The organism is Pseudomonas sp. NPDC089554, from assembly GCF_050280645.1.
Lineage (GTDB): Bacteria > Pseudomonadota > Gammaproteobacteria > Pseudomonadales > Pseudomonadaceae > Aquipseudomonas.
Genome location: NZ_JBNNVR010000102.1, coordinates 1 through 17,873, shown reverse-complemented (window position 1 = coordinate 17,873; position 17,873 = coordinate 1). Strand labels below are relative to the sequence as shown.

The 17,873-nt window shown below is 64.6% G+C and carries 16 protein-coding genes and 2 pseudogenes; 7 read left to right on the top strand and 11 right to left on the bottom strand.

Annotated features, from left to right (window positions below; all coding sequences use genetic code 11):
• Both ACQKPE_RS22520 and ACQKPE_RS22515 read left to right on the top strand, forming a co-directional pair.
• Positions 1-327 (top strand): annotated as a pseudogene (locus ACQKPE_RS22520) (hypothetical protein); the annotation flags it as partial.
• A gap of 48 nt (positions 328-375) precedes the next feature.
• Entirely contained in the window at positions 376-1,257 is an 882-nt protein-coding gene (locus ACQKPE_RS22515) for a formate/nitrite transporter family protein (protein ID WP_427668917.1), read from the top strand.
• Here ACQKPE_RS22515 and ACQKPE_RS22510 read toward each other — a convergent pair.
• On the bottom strand, positions 1,254-2,348 hold the full coding sequence (locus ACQKPE_RS22510) for an MBL fold metallo-hydrolase (RefSeq protein WP_427668916.1): 1,095 nt from the start codon (positions 2,346-2,348) through the stop codon (positions 1,254-1,256). The two genes, ACQKPE_RS22515 and ACQKPE_RS22510, sit on opposite strands and share 4 nt — an antisense overlap.
• Before the next feature lie 128 nt (positions 2,349-2,476).
• Here ACQKPE_RS22510 and ACQKPE_RS22505 point away from each other — a divergent pair, with 128 nt between their 5' ends.
• Together ACQKPE_RS22505 and ACQKPE_RS22500 are read left to right on the top strand one after the other, a co-directional pair.
• Complete coding sequence (locus ACQKPE_RS22505; RefSeq protein ID WP_427668915.1) at positions 2,477-3,553, top strand: diguanylate cyclase; 1,077 nt, start codon at positions 2,477-2,479, stop codon at positions 3,551-3,553.
• A gap of 56 nt (positions 3,554-3,609) precedes the next feature.
• Positions 3,610-6,192: a bifunctional diguanylate cyclase/phosphodiesterase gene (locus ACQKPE_RS22500; RefSeq protein WP_427668914.1), complete on the top strand. Its 2,583-nt coding sequence runs from the start codon at positions 3,610-3,612 to the stop codon at positions 6,190-6,192.
• A gap of 8 nt (positions 6,193-6,200) precedes the next feature.
• Here ACQKPE_RS22500 and ACQKPE_RS22495 read toward each other — a convergent pair whose 3' ends face one another.
• Positions 6,201-6,521: a DUF2025 family protein gene (locus ACQKPE_RS22495; RefSeq protein ID WP_427668913.1), complete on the bottom strand. Its 321-nt coding sequence runs from the start codon at positions 6,519-6,521 to the stop codon at positions 6,201-6,203.
• Between the two features lie 99 nt (positions 6,522-6,620).
• On the bottom strand, positions 6,621-7,511 hold the full coding sequence (locus ACQKPE_RS22490; RefSeq protein ID WP_427668912.1) for a LysR substrate-binding domain-containing protein: 891 nt from the start codon (positions 7,509-7,511) through the stop codon (positions 6,621-6,623).
• Positions 7,512-7,626: 115 nt separating this feature from the next.
• On the opposite strand from ACQKPE_RS22490, the gene ACQKPE_RS22485 reads away from it, so the two are divergent.
• Positions 7,627-8,385, top strand: coding sequence for an SDR family NAD(P)-dependent oxidoreductase (locus ACQKPE_RS22485; RefSeq protein WP_427668911.1), 759 nt, complete (start codon positions 7,627-7,629; stop codon positions 8,383-8,385).
• A gap of 14 nt (positions 8,386-8,399) precedes the next feature.
• On the opposite strand, the pseudogene ACQKPE_RS22480 reads toward ACQKPE_RS22485, so the two are convergent.
• Positions 8,400-9,158 (bottom strand): annotated as a pseudogene (locus tag ACQKPE_RS22480) (LysR family transcriptional regulator).
• A 101-nt stretch (positions 9,159-9,259) separates the two neighbouring features.
• On the opposite strand from ACQKPE_RS22480, the gene ACQKPE_RS22475 reads away from it, so the two are divergent.
• On the top strand, positions 9,260-9,988 hold the full coding sequence (locus ACQKPE_RS22475) for an SDR family oxidoreductase (protein WP_427668910.1): 729 nt from the start codon (positions 9,260-9,262) through the stop codon (positions 9,986-9,988).
• Positions 9,989-10,006: 18 nt separating this feature from the next.
• On the opposite strand, the gene ACQKPE_RS22470 is transcribed toward ACQKPE_RS22475, so the two are convergent.
• The 7 genes from ACQKPE_RS22470 to ACQKPE_RS22440 all read right to left on the bottom strand — a co-directional run bounded on the left by ACQKPE_RS22470 (position 10,007) and on the right by ACQKPE_RS22440 (position 14,834).
• A complete protein-coding gene (locus ACQKPE_RS22470) occupies positions 10,007-10,876 on the bottom strand; it encodes an efflux RND transporter periplasmic adaptor subunit (protein ID WP_427668909.1) in 870 nt (289 codons plus the stop codon).
• A gap of 11 nt (positions 10,877-10,887) precedes the next feature.
• Positions 10,888-11,094 (bottom strand): DUF1656 domain-containing protein, encoded by a 207-nt coding sequence (locus tag ACQKPE_RS22465; RefSeq protein WP_427668908.1) that lies wholly within the window; start codon positions 11,092-11,094, stop codon positions 10,888-10,890.
• Positions 11,081-13,069, bottom strand: coding sequence for an FUSC family protein (locus ACQKPE_RS22460; protein ID WP_427668907.1), 1,989 nt, complete (start codon positions 13,067-13,069; stop codon positions 11,081-11,083). Before ACQKPE_RS22460 ends, ACQKPE_RS22465 begins: the two co-directional genes overlap by 14 nt.
• A gap of 148 nt (positions 13,070-13,217) precedes the next feature.
• Positions 13,218-13,325 carry a cytochrome c oxidase subunit CcoM gene (ccoM, locus tag ACQKPE_RS22455; protein ID WP_427668906.1) on the bottom strand — a complete coding sequence of 36 codons (108 nt, stop codon included), beginning with the start codon at positions 13,323-13,325 and terminating at the stop codon, positions 13,218-13,220.
• A 144-nt stretch (positions 13,326-13,469) separates the two neighbouring features.
• On the bottom strand, positions 13,470-13,631 hold the full coding sequence (locus ACQKPE_RS22450) for a hypothetical protein (protein ID WP_427668905.1): 162 nt from the start codon (positions 13,629-13,631) through the stop codon (positions 13,470-13,472).
• A gap of 65 nt (positions 13,632-13,696) precedes the next feature.
• Positions 13,697-14,029, bottom strand: a complete 333-nt coding sequence (locus tag ACQKPE_RS22445; RefSeq protein WP_427668904.1) for an aspartate-semialdehyde dehydrogenase — start codon at positions 14,027-14,029, stop codon at positions 13,697-13,699.
• Positions 14,030-14,138: 109 nt separating this feature from the next.
• Positions 14,139-14,834 carry a M949_RS01915 family surface polysaccharide biosynthesis protein gene (locus tag ACQKPE_RS22440; RefSeq protein WP_427668903.1) on the bottom strand — a complete coding sequence of 232 codons (696 nt, stop codon included), beginning with the start codon at positions 14,832-14,834 and terminating at the stop codon, positions 14,139-14,141.
• Between the two features lie 116 nt (positions 14,835-14,950).
• On the opposite strand from ACQKPE_RS22440, the gene rapA reads away from it, so the two are divergent.
• Positions 14,951-17,797: an RNA polymerase-associated protein RapA gene (rapA, locus tag ACQKPE_RS22435; RefSeq protein WP_427668902.1), complete on the top strand. Its 2,847-nt coding sequence runs from the start codon at positions 14,951-14,953 to the stop codon at positions 17,795-17,797.
• Positions 17,798-17,873: the final 76 nt, after the last annotated feature.

Genomic DNA, 17,873 nt, shown 5'->3' with positions numbered 1-17,873 from the left:
TGTGATGCTGATAATCTTGGCGACGATCAGTCCATACTCACAAGCACCCACACGAATTGCTTGATTCGATTTGTTAAAGAGCGTTTGGCGAAGCGCTTCGCTTCAACCGAGGCCGCGCATTCTACAGCAGCCTTACTTCGTGTCAAGCGTTGTTTTGAAGTTTTTGAAAACTCGCTTTCTTTCGAAAGCTTTCAACTTCAACAACTTACCGCTTGCCTCGCTGCGTGCATCGCTGCGAGGAGGCGAATAATACGCGGTTTGATTTTAGAGTCAACACCCACCTGCAAAAAACTTTTGCAGGCCTGCCAACACGTTGCGAGCAACTAATTGCAGCGCCACTGATCTGTAGAGAACCACCCCTGGAGCGGAGCCACCATGAGCGAAGCGCAGAGCGACAAGACACCCGGCCTGTCGCCGGACGAAGAACAAGAGGTCAGCCACAACCAGCCACCTCGAGCTGCCGTCCTGCACGAGATCATCCGCAGCCAGGGTGACCAGGAACTGGAACGTACCCTTGCCGCGCTCTGGTGGTCAGCACTGGCTGCTGGCTTGACCATGGGCTTGTCGCTCATGGCCATGGGGCTGTTCTATGCACGCCTGCCAGAGGGCGACAGCAGCCAGGTGATTGCCAGCCTCGGCTATAGCGCAGGCTTTCTTGCGGTGATCCTGGCCCGCCAGCAACTGTTCACCGAGAACACCCTGACGGCCGTACTGCCGATCATGACCACCCCGACCGTGGCCAACTTCGGTCGCCTGCTTCGCCTGTGGAGCATCGTGTTGGCCGGCAACCTGGCGGGCACGCTGTTGGTGGCCTGGGTAATGCTGGAGTTGCCGATCTTCGACAGCAAGACCGATATCGCCTTCCTGGAGATCGGACGCAAGGTCATGCAGAACGATATCGGTCAGATGTTCGCCAAAGGCATCGTGTCCGGGTGGATGATCGCCACCATGGTCTGGATGATCCCGTCGATGGAGCACGCCAAGATCTGGATCATCCTGATGATCACCTACCTGATGGCCCTGGGCGACTTCACCCACATCGTGGTCGGCTCGGTGGAGGTGTCCTACCTGGTATGGGCGGGCGACGAAACCTGGAAGACCTTCTGGCTGGACTTCGCACTGCCGACCCTGGCCGGCAACATCATTGGCGGCAGCTTCATCTTCGCGCTCATCAGCCATGCCCAGGTGCGCAGCGACAGCGGCAAGCCGCCGTCGAAACTGCTGAAGGAGGAGCCTGATACACCACGCAAGCCCTAACGCGTCACTACCGCCTGGTCGGCAGTGCCGCTGCGCTTGCGCAGCGGGCGTGGCTGCCACCAGTTCTGCCCGGCATGGGGCGAATCGATACTGACTCGTTCGCCCATCTGTGGGGTGCTCACTTGCACCTGGGCCTGCGCAGCCAAATCGACGATACGTTCGAACGGCTCTTGCCAGCCGTGAATGGAAAGATCGAACGTGCCGTTATGGATCGGCAACATCCAGCGTCCACGCAAATCAAGGTGTGCCTGCAGGCTTTCCTCGGGCTGCATGTGCACATTGGGCCAGGCCAGGTTATAGGCCCCGGTTTCCATGAGCGTCAGATCGAACGGACCGAAGCGCTCGCCGATTGCCTTGAAACCATCGAAATACCCGGTATCACCGCTGAAGAACAGGCGGACCTGCTCATCGATGATCACCCACGACGCCCAGAGCGTGCTGTTGCTGTCGAACAGCCCACGCCCCGAAAAGTGCTGGGCGGGCGTGGCGACGAAGCGTACACCCTTCACCTCGGTGGCCTGCCACCAATCCAGTTGCCTGACCTTTTCAGCCGGCACACCCCAGCCGACCAAGCGATCGCCAACCCCCAAGGGCGCGAGGAACGATTCCGTGCGCGGGGCAAGGCGGCGGATCGCGTGTTCGTCGAGGTGATCGAAATGATCGTGGGAGAGAATCACCGCCGCCAAGGGTGGCAGTTCCTCCAGTGCCAAAGGTGGCGCATGAAAACGCTGCGGGCCGGCCCACTGCACCGGCGAGGCGCGCTCGGCGAACACCGGGTCGGTGATGAAATAGTGCCCGCGCAGCTTGAGCAGCACCGTGGAATGCCCTAAACGCCACAGGCTGTGGTCGGGCGCATCGAGCACCTGCTGGCGGGTCATTGTCTGCAAGCTCGGTGGAGTAGCCGGACGGGTTTCAGGAGGCTTGCGCAGGAACAGGTACTTCAGGCCGATGCGCAGCTTCTTGAGCATGCCGTCCTGGGGCAAGGTTGCCTGATTGTGGAAACGCCCGTCGCGGTGCGGCGCCGACTCGTCGCCAGGTGAGGCCATGGGGAGCATGAGCAGGAGCACTCCGAGCAAGAGGAAAGGCTTCATGTTACCCCACAGTGATCGGATCAACCGTGAATTGGCTTGTAAGGTCATTTTTCAATGTTGAATCATTGTTCAACATCATTCGTGCAAGTTATGCGATAAACGGCGCATGGACCCCAAAGACCCCCATCATGATCGACAACAGAAGCGGTAAGGGCCTCTCTTTCGTCAGGCGCATCTACCTGCCACGCACCATCGGCTTGGGCATCGGCCTGTTCAGCGTCATGGCCGCCGTGGCCCCGCTGCAACCACCGACCTGGGTCTGGGTGCTGATGCTGCTCAATGGCCTGGCCTGGCCACACCTGGCCTACCAATGGGCACGCCGCTCGGCGCAACCCTACAGCGCCGAGCAACGCAACCTGATGCTCGACTCCCTGTGCGGCGGCTTCTGGGCGGCGGCCATGCATTTCAACCCACTGCCGTGCGTGACCATCCTGTCGATGATGACCATGAACAACGTCGCGGCTGGCGGCAAGCGCCTGGTCATACGCGGGCTGCTGGCACAGTTGGCAGGCATGCTGCTGGCCACCTCGCTGCTGGGCACCGGCCTGCAACTGCAACCGACTGCACTGCAAGTGTATGCCTGCTTGCCCATGTTGACCCTCTATCCGCTCGCACTGGGCTGGGTCTGCTACCAGTTGGCGATCAAGCTGGCCGAACACAAGCGTCGCCTCAGTGCCTTGAGCCGCACCGACAGCCTCACCGGCCTGCTCAACCATGGCTCCTGGAAAGACCTGCTGCTGCTGCGCTTCCAGGCATGTCGGCAACAACATACACCGGCAGTGATCGCACTGATCGACATCGACCACTTCAAGACCATCAACGACACCTTCGGCCATGTGGTCGGCGACTGCGTGCTGCGCCAGCTCAGCCACGACCTCAGGCGCAACCTGCGTGAGGACGACCTGGCAGGTCGCTACGGTGGCGACGAATTCTGCCTGATTCTCCCCGACACCGACCTGGGGCAGGCCTGCCTGGTGATGGAGCGCCTGCGCGAGCAGGTCGGTGGCTATCGCAACCCACAGCTGCCGACATTACGCATCAGCCTGAGCATCGGCCTTTCGGCCTACGGCCCAGCCCTGGCGTCGCCCGAACACTGGCTGGACGACGCCGACAAGGCGCTGTACGCAGCCAAACACCAAGGCCGCAACCAGGTCAATTTCACCCACGGCGAAGCCGCGGCGCTCAAGCTGGCCTATCCTGACTGAACCTTCCTCCTGACTGCACGGCGGAAGGCAAGCCGTCACCAAGGAGTCGTTCGAGCATGGACAGGTCCAGCGACCTTTTGCCCGCCAGCCCTACCCCCCGCCTACAGGTTCGCCGTCTGATCGGCGGTTTTTCCGCGCTGTTCGCCGTCGGCTGCCTGATCGCCCTGGGCGCGCTGTTCAATATTGCCGCTACCCTCGACCAGCAAGCGCAGGAGCGTAGCCTGTTCTACGCCAACCAGGCCTTGCAGCAACGGCTACAGGCCTCGCGTCAGTTCCTCTCCAGCTATGCCGTCTGGGATGCGGCCTACCAGCACCTGGTCGGCCAAGCCGACTGGCAATGGGCCTATGAGCAGAAGAACGTCGGCGAATCGTTGTACAGCGCCAGCGGCTATGAAGGTGTGTTCGTGATCGACGACCAGCACACCAGCTATGCCCTGTTCAAGGGCAAACCCACTGATTCGGCGGCCAGCGCATTCATCGACACGCCCCTGGCGCCGGTTATCGGCGAGGCCCGCAAAGCGGCGCCCGCCCGCGAGCAAATCACCCATTTCGTACGCCTCAATGGCTGGCCGGCGGTGCTCAGCGCGGCGGCCATACGACCGGACGACGACGTGCTCGACAGCGATGTGGCCAAGGCCCCGGTCATGCTGTTCGTCGACCAACTGACCGACGACAAGCTCGCTCGCCTGGGCGAAGGCGCCGGGCTGGGCGACATGCGCATAGAGAAGACCGGCGCCGACGCCCACGGCCAGCCGCGCATCGAACTGGGCGATACCGGTTATCGCCTGGCCTGGAGCAGCCCACAGCCCGGCAGGCAGCTGCTATGGGCAGTACTGCCCCCTCTGCTCGGCGTGCTGTTGGTAGTCGGCTCGGTACTGGCCTACCTGTTCCGCCATGCCCTGCGCAGCTCGCATGCCATCGAAGACAGCCTACTACGCCTGCAACACAGCAACCGCGCCCTGGAAGCCAGCGAGCAGCGTTTTCGCGCCGTGGCCGAGGCGGCGTCCGACTGGATCTGGGAAACCGACCGCCATCAGCACCTAACCTACCTTTCCCAGCGCTTCGCCAAGGTCACCGGCTACCGGGTCGAGGATTGGCTGGGGCAACCGCTCAACCAGTTGCTCGCCTGCGACACCACACCCCTGGCGCCCTGGCTCGACAGCCAGACCGACAGCGACCCGCAACAGTTGGCCAACCTGCGGTGCAGCTATCGCGACCCCGGCGGGCAAAACCGCTTCTGTCGGATCTCGGCGCGGGCCATTGTCTACGACAACAAGCTCACAGGGTTTCGCGGCACCGCCAGTGACATCACCGATGAGGTGGCAGCCCATGCGCGTATCCAGCACCTGTCGATGCACGACGCCCTCACAGGTCTGGCCAACCGCAACAAACTATCTCGCCATCTGGAACAAGCGCTGCTACGCGGCAGCGACTCGCCACCGCTGACCTTGCTGCTACTCGACCTGGACAACTTCAAGCCCATCAACGATTCGCTCGGCCACGCCGCAGGCGACACGGTATTGCAAGAGGTGGCCACCCGCCTGCGCGACACCACCCGTGACGGCGACCTGGTGGCGCGCCTGGGTGGCGACGAGTTCGTGGTGGTGCTGGGCGGCATGGACAACCGCAGTGAGATAGACCGCTTCTGTGCGCGGCTGATCGAGCTGCTGCAACAGCCGATCCTGCACGATGAGCAGCCCATGTACATCGGCGCCAGCATCGGCGTGTCCCAGACCCGCGCCCAAGGCTTCGACGCCGGTGAGCTGATCCGCTGCGCCGACATCGCCCTTTACCAGGCCAAGGCCGATGGCAAGAACACCTGGCGCTACTTCTCGCCAGAAATGAGCCAGCAGATCCAGTACCGCCGGCAACTGGAGAACGACCTGCGCCGCGCCCTCAAGCAGGAGGAATTCGTCCTCCACTACCAGCCACGCTACCGCCTCGAGGACCTGTCCATCGTCTCGGTCGAGGCCTTGTTGCGCTGGCAGCACCCGCAGGAAGGCATGCTCGCCCCCGACAGCTTCATTCCCCTGGCCGAGCAGAGCGAGCTGATCGTCGCCCTGGGCCGCTGGGTGCTGCGCGAGGCCTGCACTGCCGCAAGCGGCTGGCCCGATGGGCTGCTGGTGTCGGTGAACCTGTCGCCCGCGCAGTTCTCACGCAGCGACGTGGTCGCCGACGTGCGCGAAATACTGCTGGAAACCGGCTTCCCGGCGCAGCGCCTGGAGCTGGAGATCACCGAGAACGTGATGCTCAACGACATCGAGGGCGCCCTGGGTACCATGCTGGCGCTCAAGGAACTGGGGGTGCGCCTGAACATGGACGACTTCGGCACCGGCTACTCCTCGCTGGGCTACCTGCGCACCTACCCCTTCGACAGCATCAAGATCGACAAACGCTTCATCGCCGGGCTCAACAGCCAGAGCGGCAACGACCGCGCGGTGGTGCAGGCGATCATCAACCTGGGCAAGGCCATGGGCCTGACCGTGACCGCCGAAGGCGTGGAAACCGAGCAGCAGTTGCGGGCGCTGGGCAAGGAGCGCTGCCACGAAGTGCAAGGCTACTACCTGAGTCGGCCGGTCGACCGCCAAGCCTTCGAGGCCTTGCTGGAACAGCGCCAGGCGCGCCCTGGCGTGTCCTGAAAACAACGTCAGCGCAAGCTGCGCTCGGCCACGATCTCCGGCAAATCGGTGCGTTGCAGGTAGATACGTAGGGCCTGGCCGATGTTCAGACGCTCATCCACATGCTGGCCCAGCAGCAGCGCCAGGCGCTCGCGGCACAGCGCCATGCGCTGGCCCGCCTCGGGCCGCCAGACGAACTCGTTGCACGGCACGATGCTGTCGTCGGCCACATCCATGCCGAACGAATCTTCGGAAAAACGCACGATATGGCTGCCGCGCTTGCCGTGGAAACCGACGAAGCCCTTGAGCTGGTCGGCGGCGCTGCAGATGTCCTGGGAAGTGATGGCCATGACGTTACCTCGCAAAAAGTCGGAAGGAACGCACGCCAGGCGGGGACGGTTGCCTCTGGCGGGCAACGCGTTGGATGCAGACTAGCGCAACCGGCCTCTTCACTCCACCAGCAATGCTTGCAGCCAGCTCATGAACGCCTGCACCCGGTGTGGCACATGGCGTTGGCGGGCATACAGCAACGACACCGGCATCGCCCGCGCAGGCCAGGCATCGAGCACGGCCACCAGCTCACCTCGGCGTAAATGCTCCTCGACACCGCTGGCCGGGGCCTGGATCAACCCCAGCCCGGCCAGGCAGGCAGCGGAATAAGCCTCGGCGTTGTTGACCGTGATCGCCCCGCCCATGGCCTGGAAGCACAATTCGCCGTCACGCTCGTACTCGAACCCCGGGCTGCGCGCGCCGAGTCGCGTGACGTAGTGGATCAGCCGGTGATCGGCCAGGTCGTCGAGGCACTGCGGCACACCGTAGCGCGCCAAGTACGCGGGGCTTGCGCAGTTGCGCATGGCCAGGTGTCCGAGGGGCCGCGCCACCACATCCAGGTCGCTCAGTTCCCCGACCCGCACCACGCAGTCGAAGCCCTCGCGCAGCAGGTCGACCTGGCGGTCGGTGCAACTGATCTCCACTTCCAGGTTCGGGTGGCGGTCGAGCAAACCGGGCAACGCTGGGATGACCACCTTGCGCGCCATCATGGTCGGCAGGTCGATGCGCAGGCGCCCGCTGAGCGCGGCATCGTCGCTGTGGAACAGGCTTTCGATCTCGTCCATGCCCGACAGCAGGTCCTTGCTGCGTTCGTACAACAGCAGACCGTCCTGGGTCGCCTGCACGCGCCGCGTGGTGCGCTCCAGAAGGCGCGCGCCCAGCAACTTCTCAAGGGCGCGAACCTGCTCGGAGACCGTCGAGCGGGGCAAGCCCAGGCGCTCGCTGGCCAGGGTAAAACTTGAAAGCTCAGCAACCCGCACGAAGGTGCGCAATAGCTCCAGCTTGTTCATCGATGGCCCCCAATCATCCGGTTTTACCGAACAGTATTTCCAAATTCGGCGGATTTAACAGCCATCAGTCGATCAATAACCTGTTCTCACTCCCCCACCCCATGAGGTAATCGACATGACCCGCAAGATCGCCCTAGTCACTGGCGCCAGCCGCGGCCTTGGCCGCAGCACCGCCGAACACCTGGCCGCACGCGGCATCGACGTGATCGGCACCTACCACAGCAAGGCCGAGGAGGCCCAAGCGGTGGTGGCCAGCCTGGAGCAGGCCGGCGTACGCGCCGCCATGCTGCAACTGGACGTCAGCGACAGCAGTACCTTCGCCGACTTTGCCGAACGCTTCGGCCAGACCCTGCAACAACATTTCGCCCGCCAGGACTTCGACTTCCTGGTGAACAACGCCGGCATCGGCCTGCACGCAGCGTTCAGCGAAACCACCGAGGCGCAGTTCGACCAGTTGCTCAATATCCAGTTCAAGGGCCCATTCTTCCTGACCCAGCGCTTGCTGCCCCACTTGGTAGACGGTGGTCGCATCGTCAATATCTCCACAGGCCTGGCGCGCTTTGCCCTGCCCGGCTACGCCGCCTATGCGGCGATGAAAGGCGCGATGGAGGTGCTGACCCGCTACCAGGCCAAGGAGCTGGGTGCACGCGGTATTCGGGTGAACATTTTGGCGCCCGGCGCCATCGAGACCGACTTCGGCGGTGGCGCTGTGCGTGACAACCGCCAGGTCAACGACTTCATCGCCAGCAACACGGCCCTGGGCCGGGCGGGCTTGCCCGATGACATCGGCGCGGCCATCGCCCTGCTGCTCGAAGAGGGCAATGGCTGGATCACCGGGCAACGCATCGAGGTGTCCGGGGGGATGTTCCTCTAACTGGCCAGCGCCTGCTACAAGCTGGCCATTGCTGGCAGTTCCAGGGCCTGGGCCGGGAAGCACAGGCCTACTCGACGCCTGAGCGCAGGCCCCGAACCTGGCTGCCAGTAGATACCTGGGTGACGCTCGACCAACGACTGCGGCAACTAGGCCGCGCCCACCCCGGCAGCGACCAGGGCCAGCGCCAATTGCAGCGTCGCGGCCTGAGCCGCTTGCTCGCCGTCGCCATACAGGCCCATCAAACGCTGGTGCGAGGGGTGCTGCGGGCAGGTGACCCAGCGCCCTTCGGGCTGTTTGCCGGTGGCCATCACCAGTACGAAGGCTTCTTCCCACAAGGGCAGGAACAGCTCGTCCTCGCAGCGCTGCGCTTCATCGGCCAACCGCGCATCGCCCTCGCAGCCGTCCAGCAAGGTCAGTTGCAAGCCGCTCACGGCCTGGCTCGCCAGGCGTACGCAGGCCTCCACCTGGGCTGGCGCGATGTCCGCCTCCACCCCCAAGGCCAACGGCACGTGCTCCTGTTCCTGGCGAAAACGCAGGCGCAACGCCTCGGCCTCGGCCACCATGCGGCACGCCTGGGGGTACAGCACCCGGGCCTGCTCGGACACTTCGACGCCCCTTGCCTGGCGCAGGAACAGGCTGACACTCAGGTCTTCCTCCAATTGCCGGATGGTCACCGACAGCGTGGGTTGCGCCACGCACAAGCGCTGGGCGGCCAAGGTGATGTTGCGCTCTTCGAAAACCGCGATGAACGCCTTGAGGTGACGTATATCCATAGTTGAAACCGATACCAGCCAGAGAAATAAGCCGTTTTTCAGGCTATTACTTGATACCTAGAATGCTCGCCATCGAAAACGATTATGCCTGGGAGGCTTTCATGAACAAACCCCTCGTTATCATCACCGGCGCCAGCTCCGGTATCGGCGCCGCCACTGCCCGCCTGTTCGCCGCCGCAGGCCACCCTCTGCTGCTGATCGCCCGCCGCCTGGAGCGCCTGGAAGCATTGGCGCTACCCAATTGCCTGTGTCGCGCCGTGGATATCCGCGACCGCGCCGCCCTGGTGGCAGCGGTTGCCGAAGCCGAGGCGCTGCATGGCCCAGCCGATGCGCTGGTGAACAACGCCGGGGTGATGCTGCTGGGCCAGGTCAGCGAACAAGACCCCGAGCAGTGGGACCGGATGATCGACATCAACATCAAGGGCCTGCTCAATGGCGTGCACGCCCTGGCCAGCGGCATGGTCGCGCGGCGCAGCGGAACGTTGATCAATGTCAGTTCCGTGGCCGGACGCAAAACCTTCCCTAACCATGTGGCCTACGTCGGCACCAAGTTCGCCGTGCATGGGCTGTCGGAAAACCTGCGCGAGGAACTGTCGCCGCACAACGTGCGCGTCGTGACCATCGCCCCGGGCGCGGTGGAGACCGAGCTGCTCGGCCACACCACCGACGAAGGCATCAAGCGCAACTATGAGGCCTGGAAGGCCAATGACATGGGCGGCGTGGTGCTGGCGGCCGAGGATGTGGCCGGGGCGATCGTCTGGGCCTACCAGCAGCCGCAGCATGTGTGCATTCGCGAGATCGTGCTGGCGGCGACCGCCCAGCAGCCGTGACCTGGCAGAGGAGCAGGCTCAGCGCCTGGTCTGCTCCTCGTGCACTTGCACACTGGCGGTCATGCCGGCACTGAGCACCACGCCCTCGGGAATCTGCTCCAGGCGAATACGCACGGGAATGCGTTGTGCCAGGCGTACCCAATTGAAGGTCGGCTCCACTTCCGGCAATAACTGGCCGTCGGGGTTGCTGTTACGGTCGGTGATACCGCGACTGATGCTTTCTACCTGCCCTGGAATCGACTCCCCCGCCCCCATCAACCACACCTTGACCGGGTCGCCGACCTTGATACGCGGCAACTTGGTCTCTTCGAAATACGCCTGGATATAGAACGTCGATTCATCCACCAACGCCATCACCGCCTGCCCGGTGTTCACGTAGTTGCCCTGGGCCAGGCGCAGGTTGGTGATGTAGCCGCTGCGCGGCGCCCGCACTTCGCTGCGCGTCAGGTTGATCTGCGCCACCTGCACCTGGGCCTGGGCCTCGTGCAACTGGCCGCGGGCGATGGCGGCGTTGATCTGCGCGTTCTCGCGCAATTCGGCACTGATGGCCTGCGGGCCCAGAGCGTTACGCCGGGCGGCCTCGCGTTCGCGCAGGTGCAACTGCTGGGATCGGGTGTCGGCCACTGCCTTGGCCTGGTCGAAGGCGGCCTGGAAACGCTCGCGGTCGATGCTCATCAGCTCCTCGCCGGCCTTGACCTGCTGGTTGTCGTGCACCTTCAGCTCGCGCACCCAGCCGGACACATCCGGCGCTATCACCACCACGTCGGCACGCACACGGGCATCACGGGTCCAGGGCGTGAGCATGTAGTACTTCCACAACTCGACGCCGGCGAACACGGCGATGGCCACCACACATAAAGTGACCAGGGTACGGACGGCTGCGCGCATGGACTGACTCCTTACAAAGGCCCGAGTAGATGTACCACCAGCGACAGCACGCAGACGAACAGCGCGGCGTCGAACAACGCTTCATGCCAGATCCAACGCCCCAGCGGGGTGGCCTGTACCACCAGGCGCACGGCAGCGGTAATGGCCAGGGCCATCAGCACGTAGATAAGGAAGGGGCTGAGCAGCACCCCACCCAGCGCCCACTCACGTAGCCCCATGCATGTCCTCCTGCCAGCGGCACCACTTGCCCCAGCTCTTGCGCAACTGCAACACCGCGCCTTCGGCCAGGCGCAGCGGGTCGCTGGGCGGCTGGCGACGCAAGGCCTCGATGAACTGTGCGCTGGCGACATCCAGGCGCTGGCCTTGGCCAGGTGCCGGGCCACTGGCCAGGGCCGCCTCAAGTTGCTGCAAATAGTGGCGCTCGGCACCGGCCATCGGCACATTGGCCAGCGCCAGGCACATGCGCAGGTGCAGCAGCTCGTCACCGATGTCCAGGCCGTGCAGGCCATCGTCCCAGCGCTTGCGCTCGCTTTCTGGTAACTCGCTGGCGTGCCGGGCCAGTTGCATCAGGCGGTCGGCCATGCGCCCGCCGAACCAGCTGTCGGCACCGCGCAGGTCGCGGCGGGTCAGGCGCACCAGGTCGCTCTGGGTGGCCGCCCGCAGGCGTCGTCCCAGCCAGGCGGGGTGACGCAAGACCACCAAGCGAAATGCCAGCACTGCTGCGCCCACGCCCATCAGCATCGCCTGGGCACTGTTGAGCATCGCCGCCACATCGAAATGCATGGCATTGAGCGGCGACACCAGCACGATGAAATGCAGGCAGTAAGACGTCGCGGTAGGCCCGGTGCGTGGGTGCGCCATGCCCAAGGCGCCGAAGAACAACGGCACGCCCATGCCCAGGCAGAGCATGGCGAAACTGCTCCATTGGGGTAGCAGCACCTGCCCGACCAGAAACGCCACCGGTATCGCCAGCAAGATTCCACGCAAAAAGCTCAGGCCGATCTGCGCGCCGTTCTCGCGGCTGGCAAACAGGCTGCACACCACGCAGGTCAACACCAGCCCGCCGGGTGCGGCAGGCCAGGCAGTGGCCAGCCAGAAGCTGCTCATCACCAGGAAGGCCAGGGCACTGCGTGAACCGAACAGCAGCGCCAGCGGCAGGTCACGGTGCACAGCCAGGCCCTGGGAGGCGTCCTTGGGCACCCTGCCCTGCTCGACGTCCTGCAGGGCCTGGGTTGCGGCCATGGCGAAATCCAGCAGCAGTGCCAGGCGCGCCAGGCAGAAATGCTCGGCGGGGCTGATCCGCTCATCATGGGCGGCATCCCAGATGCGCTGGCGCAACAGCAGCAGGCTGGGCGTATCGGGCGTCGCGAGCTGGGTGCGCGCTTCCTCCAACCAGGGCGCCAGGTGCTCGGCCTCCTGGGTATCGAGCTGACGCCACTGGCGGCGTACCGAACGGGAGATGCGCAACAGCACCATGAGCTTCTGGCTCAAGCCGCGAATCGCCTGCGCTCGCAAGCGGCCGCTACGGCCTTCGAACCAGGCATGTTCGCGTTGCGCATCGATCGCCACGATGCGCCCGAGGATCTCCAGCAGCCCTTCACGCGTGCCGTCCTCGCCGCCAAGCATCGCGCTGGCCGCCTGCAAGCCGTTGTGCCAGGCCTGGCGTGCCTGGCCGGCCAGTTGCTGCTCGACCCGCATCGGCCACACCAGCGCACTGCTGGCGGTGGCGCAGACGATACCCAGGCAGATCTCGGTGCAGCGCGCCACGGCCTGGTCGAACACCTGCAAAGGGTGGTCGATGGCCGGCAGCGAGATGATCGCTGCGGTGTAGCCGGCCAGCACGAAGGCATAGGCCCAAGCACTGCGCAACTGGGTGGAGGCTGCGGTGCACAAGGCCAGCCACGACGCCAGCGCCAGCAGGAACAACCAGGGCGCCTGGGCGAACAGGCCAATGAACACCACCGACATGAAGGTGCCGACCAACGTCCCGGCCAGTCGCGCCAGGCCCTTCTGCACCACCATGCCCGACAGCGGCTGGGCGACGATGAAGGCGGTCATCAGTGCCCAGGCAGGCTGCTCCAGGCCCCAGCGCATGGCCAGCCACAACGCCAGGCCACCGCCCAGCAGGGTCTTGAGGGCGAATTTCAGGGCGAGGATGTTGGGGGCGAACAGGGCCTGGAAAGTGATAGGCACGAACGGGACCTTGCGCCAGAGGAGATGCTTACAAGATAGACAACAGGAAAGAGGACACGGCCAACACAAAAACGCCAGGCAAAAAAATGGGCGACCGAAGTCGCCCTAAATGCCTTGCGTGCCCCTGAATCGGGAAGGATCAGCGCGCCTAGCGCTTGTTCGAGTCCTTCCAGATGAAAAGTCCCAGACCGGCAAAGAACACCACCATCAACCCGACCGTGATCACACCCGCGATAACGACATTATCGAAGAACATGGCGGCCTCCCGAGGTGTTGCCGTTGTCCGATGAGCACAAGGTAACGAATCGGCGGGAGGGAAAAATTGACCGGGGTCAATGCGGGCCCGGAGCCGGGCCTGGGAGGGGCGCAGGTTTGACCTGCATCAGTTTTCAGCGAGGTTTCAACGCTTCTTGGGCTTGCCCTTGGGCTTTTTCTTCTTGCCCGAACCCAGCGGCATGGCCTGCTCGAAGGCCTGGCGCATGTCGTCCAGGCGCTTGTCGTTGAGGTCGTGGATGCGTTTGGCGCGCTCGGCGCCGAAGTCGATCAGTTTGTCTTGGCTCATGGGCGGGCTCGAAGGACAGGATGGCGCCATGATGAAGCCTTGCGCAGGTGCTGAACAGCCCTGGTTCAGACTTCGATATCGACCAGCAACCCCTGGCGCGGACGTTCGCCCAAAGGCGCGACCGGCACGGTGTTGTCGGCATTGAGTTCATCACCGGCCAGGGCACTGTAGGGGACGTCCTGCTCCTGCTGCCCCTCGCGCTGTTGCTGCTGGCGGCGCTGCTCCTCGCGCTGGCGCAGGGCCTGCTCCTCGGGGTCGCGCTGTTGCTTGAGGTCGATGGTGCCGTCGCTGGACGTCGGTTGGGCCGGGACCACGGGCGGAATGTCCGGGGTCGGCTTGACCGGGTCGAGCTGCGAGGTAACAGGGGCGGCACTGAGCGGAATGATCGGCGGCAACATGGGTTTCTCCTATGGCCTTGGTATCGGCCAACCGTAAGCCGCCTTGAGCGCCTGCGGGCCAGCATGTGCGGCACGTCACAGCAGCGCGCCTGAGAAGTATAGACCTCAGCTATTGGCCATCGTTGTCCAGCTCGTCGTCCGACGGCGGGCTGGCTTCGCTCCAGGGCCGCTTGTAGACCTGCTGCCACACCGCTTCCAGGTGTTCGCGCAGCAGCTGCGGGGCATTTTTCAACGAAGCGCTGTCCTCGCGGGTGCCGCCTATCGGCTCCTCGGCCGCCGGGGTGATCAGCGACTGGCCGGTGATGCTGTAGACGGCCTGGCCCTCGCGCAGTTCGATGGCGATGTCATGAGGGTCGATGCCGCCGCCGCAGAAGGCGTGGCTGGCGACGGTCAGCTCGGCGATGCCGTCGTTGTTCAGGTCGCTGACATCGCTGACGTCGGTGTAGAAATCCACATCCAGGTCCAGCCCCGGGCAAGTGGTTTCCTGCTCGATCTGCCAGCGCGGCTTGAAGGCGTCGGCATCGGCCTTGCGCGCATACAAGGTGGCCTTGAGGATCACCTTGTCGACCTCCTGCTCGCTTTCCGGGTCAGTGGCCTGGCCGTCGACCCGGCTCAGCACCAGCAGCCCTTCGCCGTCGCGGTCGCGAAAATGCACGCTCTTGATCGGCGTCTGCACACCGAGCACTTCCAGTTGCTCGACCGGAATCGGCGGCAGGGTTTCGAAGCTTTTCTGTTCGCAGGCGCTGAGCAGCAGCAGGCTGCAAAGGCCTAGGGAGGCGTTCAACCAGCGGCGCTTGAAAGGCATGTTGGCACTTGGCTCTCGTGGCAAGGCGGGTATTCGTCGATGAAGTGGCGGGACGCTTTGGTCTGCCGGGGCTATCCGTTAGAATAGTCCGCTTTTCATGGCGGAGTTCAGGCAGTATGGCGCAGCAGTATCAACCGGGGCAACGCTGGATCAGCGACAGCGAAGCCGAGCTCGGCCTGGGAACCATCCTGGCGCAGGATGGCCGCCTGCTGACCGTGCTCTACCCGGCCACGGGCGACACCCGCCAGTACTCGCTACGCAACGCACCGCTGACCCGCGTGCGCTTCTCGCCCGGCGACCTGATCACTCACTTCGAGGGCTGGAAGCTGACCGTGCGTGAGGTCGAGGATGCCGACGGCCTGTTGGTCTACCACGGGCTCGACCAGCAGAACCAGCCACGGGTGCTGCCTGAAACGCAGCTGTCCAACTTCATCCAGTTCCGCCTGGCCAGCGACCGCCTGTTCGCCGGGCAGATCGACCCGCTGGCGTGGTTCTCGCTGCGCTACAACACCCTGCAGCACACCAGCAAGCAAATGCTTTCGTCGCTGTGGGGCCTGGGCGGCTGCCGCGCGCAGCCGATCGCCCACCAGTTGCACATTGCCCGCGAGGTCGCCGACCGTAGCGCACCGCGGGTACTGCTGGCCGACGAAGTAGGCCTGGGCAAGACCATCGAGGCGGGCCTTGTGATCCACCGCCAGTTGCTGTCCGGGCGCGCCAAGCGCGTGCTGATCCTGGTGCCGGAAAACCTGCAGCACCAATGGCTGGTGGAAATGCGCCGGCGCTTCAACCTCCAGGTGGCGCTGTTCGACGCCGAGCGCTTCATCGAAAGCGACGCCAGCAACCCGTTCGAAGATGCCCAACTGGCGCTGGTCGCCCTGGAATGGCTGGTCGACGACGAAAAGGCCCAGGATGCACTGTTTGCCGCCGGCTGGGACCTGATGGTGGTCGACGAGGCCCACCACCTGGTGTGGCACGAAGAGCAGGCCAGCAGCGAATACACCCTGGTCGAGCAACTGGCCCAGGTGATTCCGGGCGTGCTGCTGCTCACCGCTACCCCCGAGCAACTGGGGCAGGACAGTCACTTCGCCCGCCTGCGCCTGCTCGACCCCGCCCGTTTCCACGACCTGGCCGCGTTCCGCGCCGAAAGCGAGCACTATCGCCCGGTGGCCGAAGCGGTCCAGGAACTGCTCGACGAAGGCCGCCTGTCGCCCAAGGCCCACGCCACCATTCTGGGCTTTCTCGGCGCCGAGGGTGAGGCGCTGCTGGCGGCGGTCAGCGACGGCGATAGCCAGGCCAGCGCGCGGCTGATTCGCGAGTTGCTCGACCGCCATGGCACCGGCCGGGTGTTGTTCCGCAACACCCGTGCGGCGGTCCAGGGCTTCCCCGAGCGCCAGTTGCACCCCTACCCGCTGGCCAACCCCGAGCAGTACCGCGACCTGCCCAGCGGCGAGCGCGCCGAGCTGTACCCGGAAGTGGCCTTCCAGGCCCAGGGCGACAGCGGCGAGGACGACCGCTGGTGGCGCTTCGACCCGCGCGTCGACTGGCTGATCGACACCCTGAAGATGCTCAAGCGCACCAAGGTGCTGGTGATCTGCGCCCACGCCGAAACCGCCATGGACCTGGAAGACGCCCTGCGCGTGCGCTCCGGCATTCCGGCCACGGTGTTCCACGAGGGCATGAGCATTCTCGAGCGTGACCGCGCCGCCGCTTATTTCGCCGACGAGGAGTTCGGTGCCCAGGTGCTGATCTGCTCCGAGATCGGCAGTGAAGGCCGCAACTTCCAGTTCGCCCACCACCTGGTGATGTTCGACCTGCCGGCCCACCCCGACCTGCTCGAGCAGCGGATCGGCCGCCTCGACCGGATCGGCCAGAAGCACACCATCCAGCTGCACATCCCGTACTTGCAGGAAAGCCCCCAGGAGCGCCTGTTCCAGTGGTACCACGAAGGCCTGAACGCCTTCCTCAATACCTGCCCTACCGGCAACGCCTTGCAACACCAGTTCGGTCCGCGCCTGCTGGCGCAGTTGGAGGGTGGCGACAGCAGCGCCTGGAGCGCGCTGGTGGCCGAGGCCCGCAATGAGCGCGAGCGCCTGGAAGCCGAGCTGCACAGTGGCCGCGACCGCTTGCTGGAACTCAACTCCGGTGGTGCTGGCGAAGGCCAGGCGCTGGTCGAGGCGATCCTCGAGCAGGACGACCAGTTCGCCCTGCCTATCTATATGGAAACCCTGTTCGACGCCTTCGGCATCGACAGCGAGGACCATTCGGAAAATGCCCTGATCCTGCGGCCGAGCGAGAAAATGCTCGATGCCAGCTTCCCACTGGGCGACGAAGAAGGCGTGACCATCACCTACGACCGCGCCCAGGCGCTGTCGCGCGAGGACATGCAGTTCCTGACCTGGGAGCACCCCATGGTGCAGGGCGGCATGGACCTGGTGTTGTCCGGCTCCATGGGCAACACCGCCGTGGCGCTGATCAAGAACAAGGCGCTCAAGCCCGGCACCGTGCTGCTCGAACTGCTGTACGTCAGCGAAGCGGTGGCCCCGCGCAGCCTGCAACTGGGCCGCTATCTGCCACCGGCGGCGCTGCGTTGCCTGCTCGACGCCAATGGCAACGACCTGGGGCCGCGGGTGGCCTTCGAAACCCTCAACGACCAGCTCGAAAGCGTGCCCAAGGCCAGCGCCAACAAGTTCATCCAGGCCCAGCGCGATGTACTGGCCCAGCGTATCGCTGGCGGCGAGGCCAAGGTCTTGCCGGTGCACGAGGCCCGCGTCAGCGAGGCGCAACAGCGCCTGGCCGCCGAGACCGATGAAGAGCTGGCGCGCCTGGTCGCCCTCAAGGCCGTCAACCCGAGCGTGCGCGACAGCGAGATCGACGCACTGCGCAAGCAGCGCGAAGATGGCATGGCGATGCTCGACAAAGCGGCACTGCGTTTGGAGGCGATCCGCGTACTGGTCGCCGGCTGATACAACGCAGCACTACGAACACGAAGCGGGGCGGCCTGGCCCAGCCGGGCCGCGTCGTGTTTTTTTTTTGCTAATA

Excerpts from the sequence above, each read along its gene's own strand:
- ACQKPE_RS22515 (WP_427668917.1), top strand. The coding sequence starts at position 376 with ATGAGCGAAGCGCAGAGCGACAAGACACCCGGCCTGTCGCCGGACGAA.
- ACQKPE_RS22495 (WP_427668913.1), bottom strand. The coding sequence starts at position 6,521 with ATGGCCATCACTTCCCAGGACATCTGCAGCGCCGCCGACCAGCTCAAG.
- ACQKPE_RS22505 (WP_427668915.1), top strand. The coding sequence starts at position 2,477 with ATGATCGACAACAGAAGCGGTAAGGGCCTCTCTTTCGTCAGGCGCATC.
- ACQKPE_RS22465 (WP_427668908.1), bottom strand. The coding sequence starts at position 11,094 with ATGGGGCTACGTGAGTGGGCGCTGGGTGGGGTGCTGCTCAGCCCCTTC.
- rapA (WP_427668902.1), top strand. The coding sequence starts at position 14,951 with ATGGCGCAGCAGTATCAACCGGGGCAACGCTGGATCAGCGACAGCGAA.
- ACQKPE_RS22485 (WP_427668911.1), top strand. The coding sequence starts at position 7,627 with ATGACCCGCAAGATCGCCCTAGTCACTGGCGCCAGCCGCGGCCTTGGC.
- ACQKPE_RS22510 (WP_427668916.1), bottom strand. The coding sequence starts at position 2,348 with ATGAAGCCTTTCCTCTTGCTCGGAGTGCTCCTGCTCATGCTCCCCATG.
- ACQKPE_RS22500 (WP_427668914.1), top strand. The coding sequence starts at position 3,610 with ATGGACAGGTCCAGCGACCTTTTGCCCGCCAGCCCTACCCCCCGCCTA.
- ACQKPE_RS22470 (WP_427668909.1), bottom strand. The coding sequence starts at position 10,876 with ATGCGCGCAGCCGTCCGTACCCTGGTCACTTTATGTGTGGTGGCCATC.
- ACQKPE_RS22490 (WP_427668912.1), bottom strand. The coding sequence starts at position 7,511 with ATGAACAAGCTGGAGCTATTGCGCACCTTCGTGCGGGTTGCTGAGCTT.
- ACQKPE_RS22445 (WP_427668904.1), bottom strand. The coding sequence starts at position 14,029 with ATGTTGCCGCCGATCATTCCGCTCAGTGCCGCCCCTGTTACCTCGCAG.
- ACQKPE_RS22450 (WP_427668905.1), bottom strand. The coding sequence starts at position 13,631 with ATGAGCCAAGACAAACTGATCGACTTCGGCGCCGAGCGCGCCAAACGC.
- ccoM (WP_427668906.1), bottom strand. The coding sequence starts at position 13,325 with ATGTTCTTCGATAATGTCGTTATCGCGGGTGTGATCACGGTCGGGTTG.
- ACQKPE_RS22475 (WP_427668910.1), top strand. The coding sequence starts at position 9,260 with ATGAACAAACCCCTCGTTATCATCACCGGCGCCAGCTCCGGTATCGGC.
- ACQKPE_RS22440 (WP_427668903.1), bottom strand. The coding sequence starts at position 14,834 with ATGCCTTTCAAGCGCCGCTGGTTGAACGCCTCCCTAGGCCTTTGCAGC.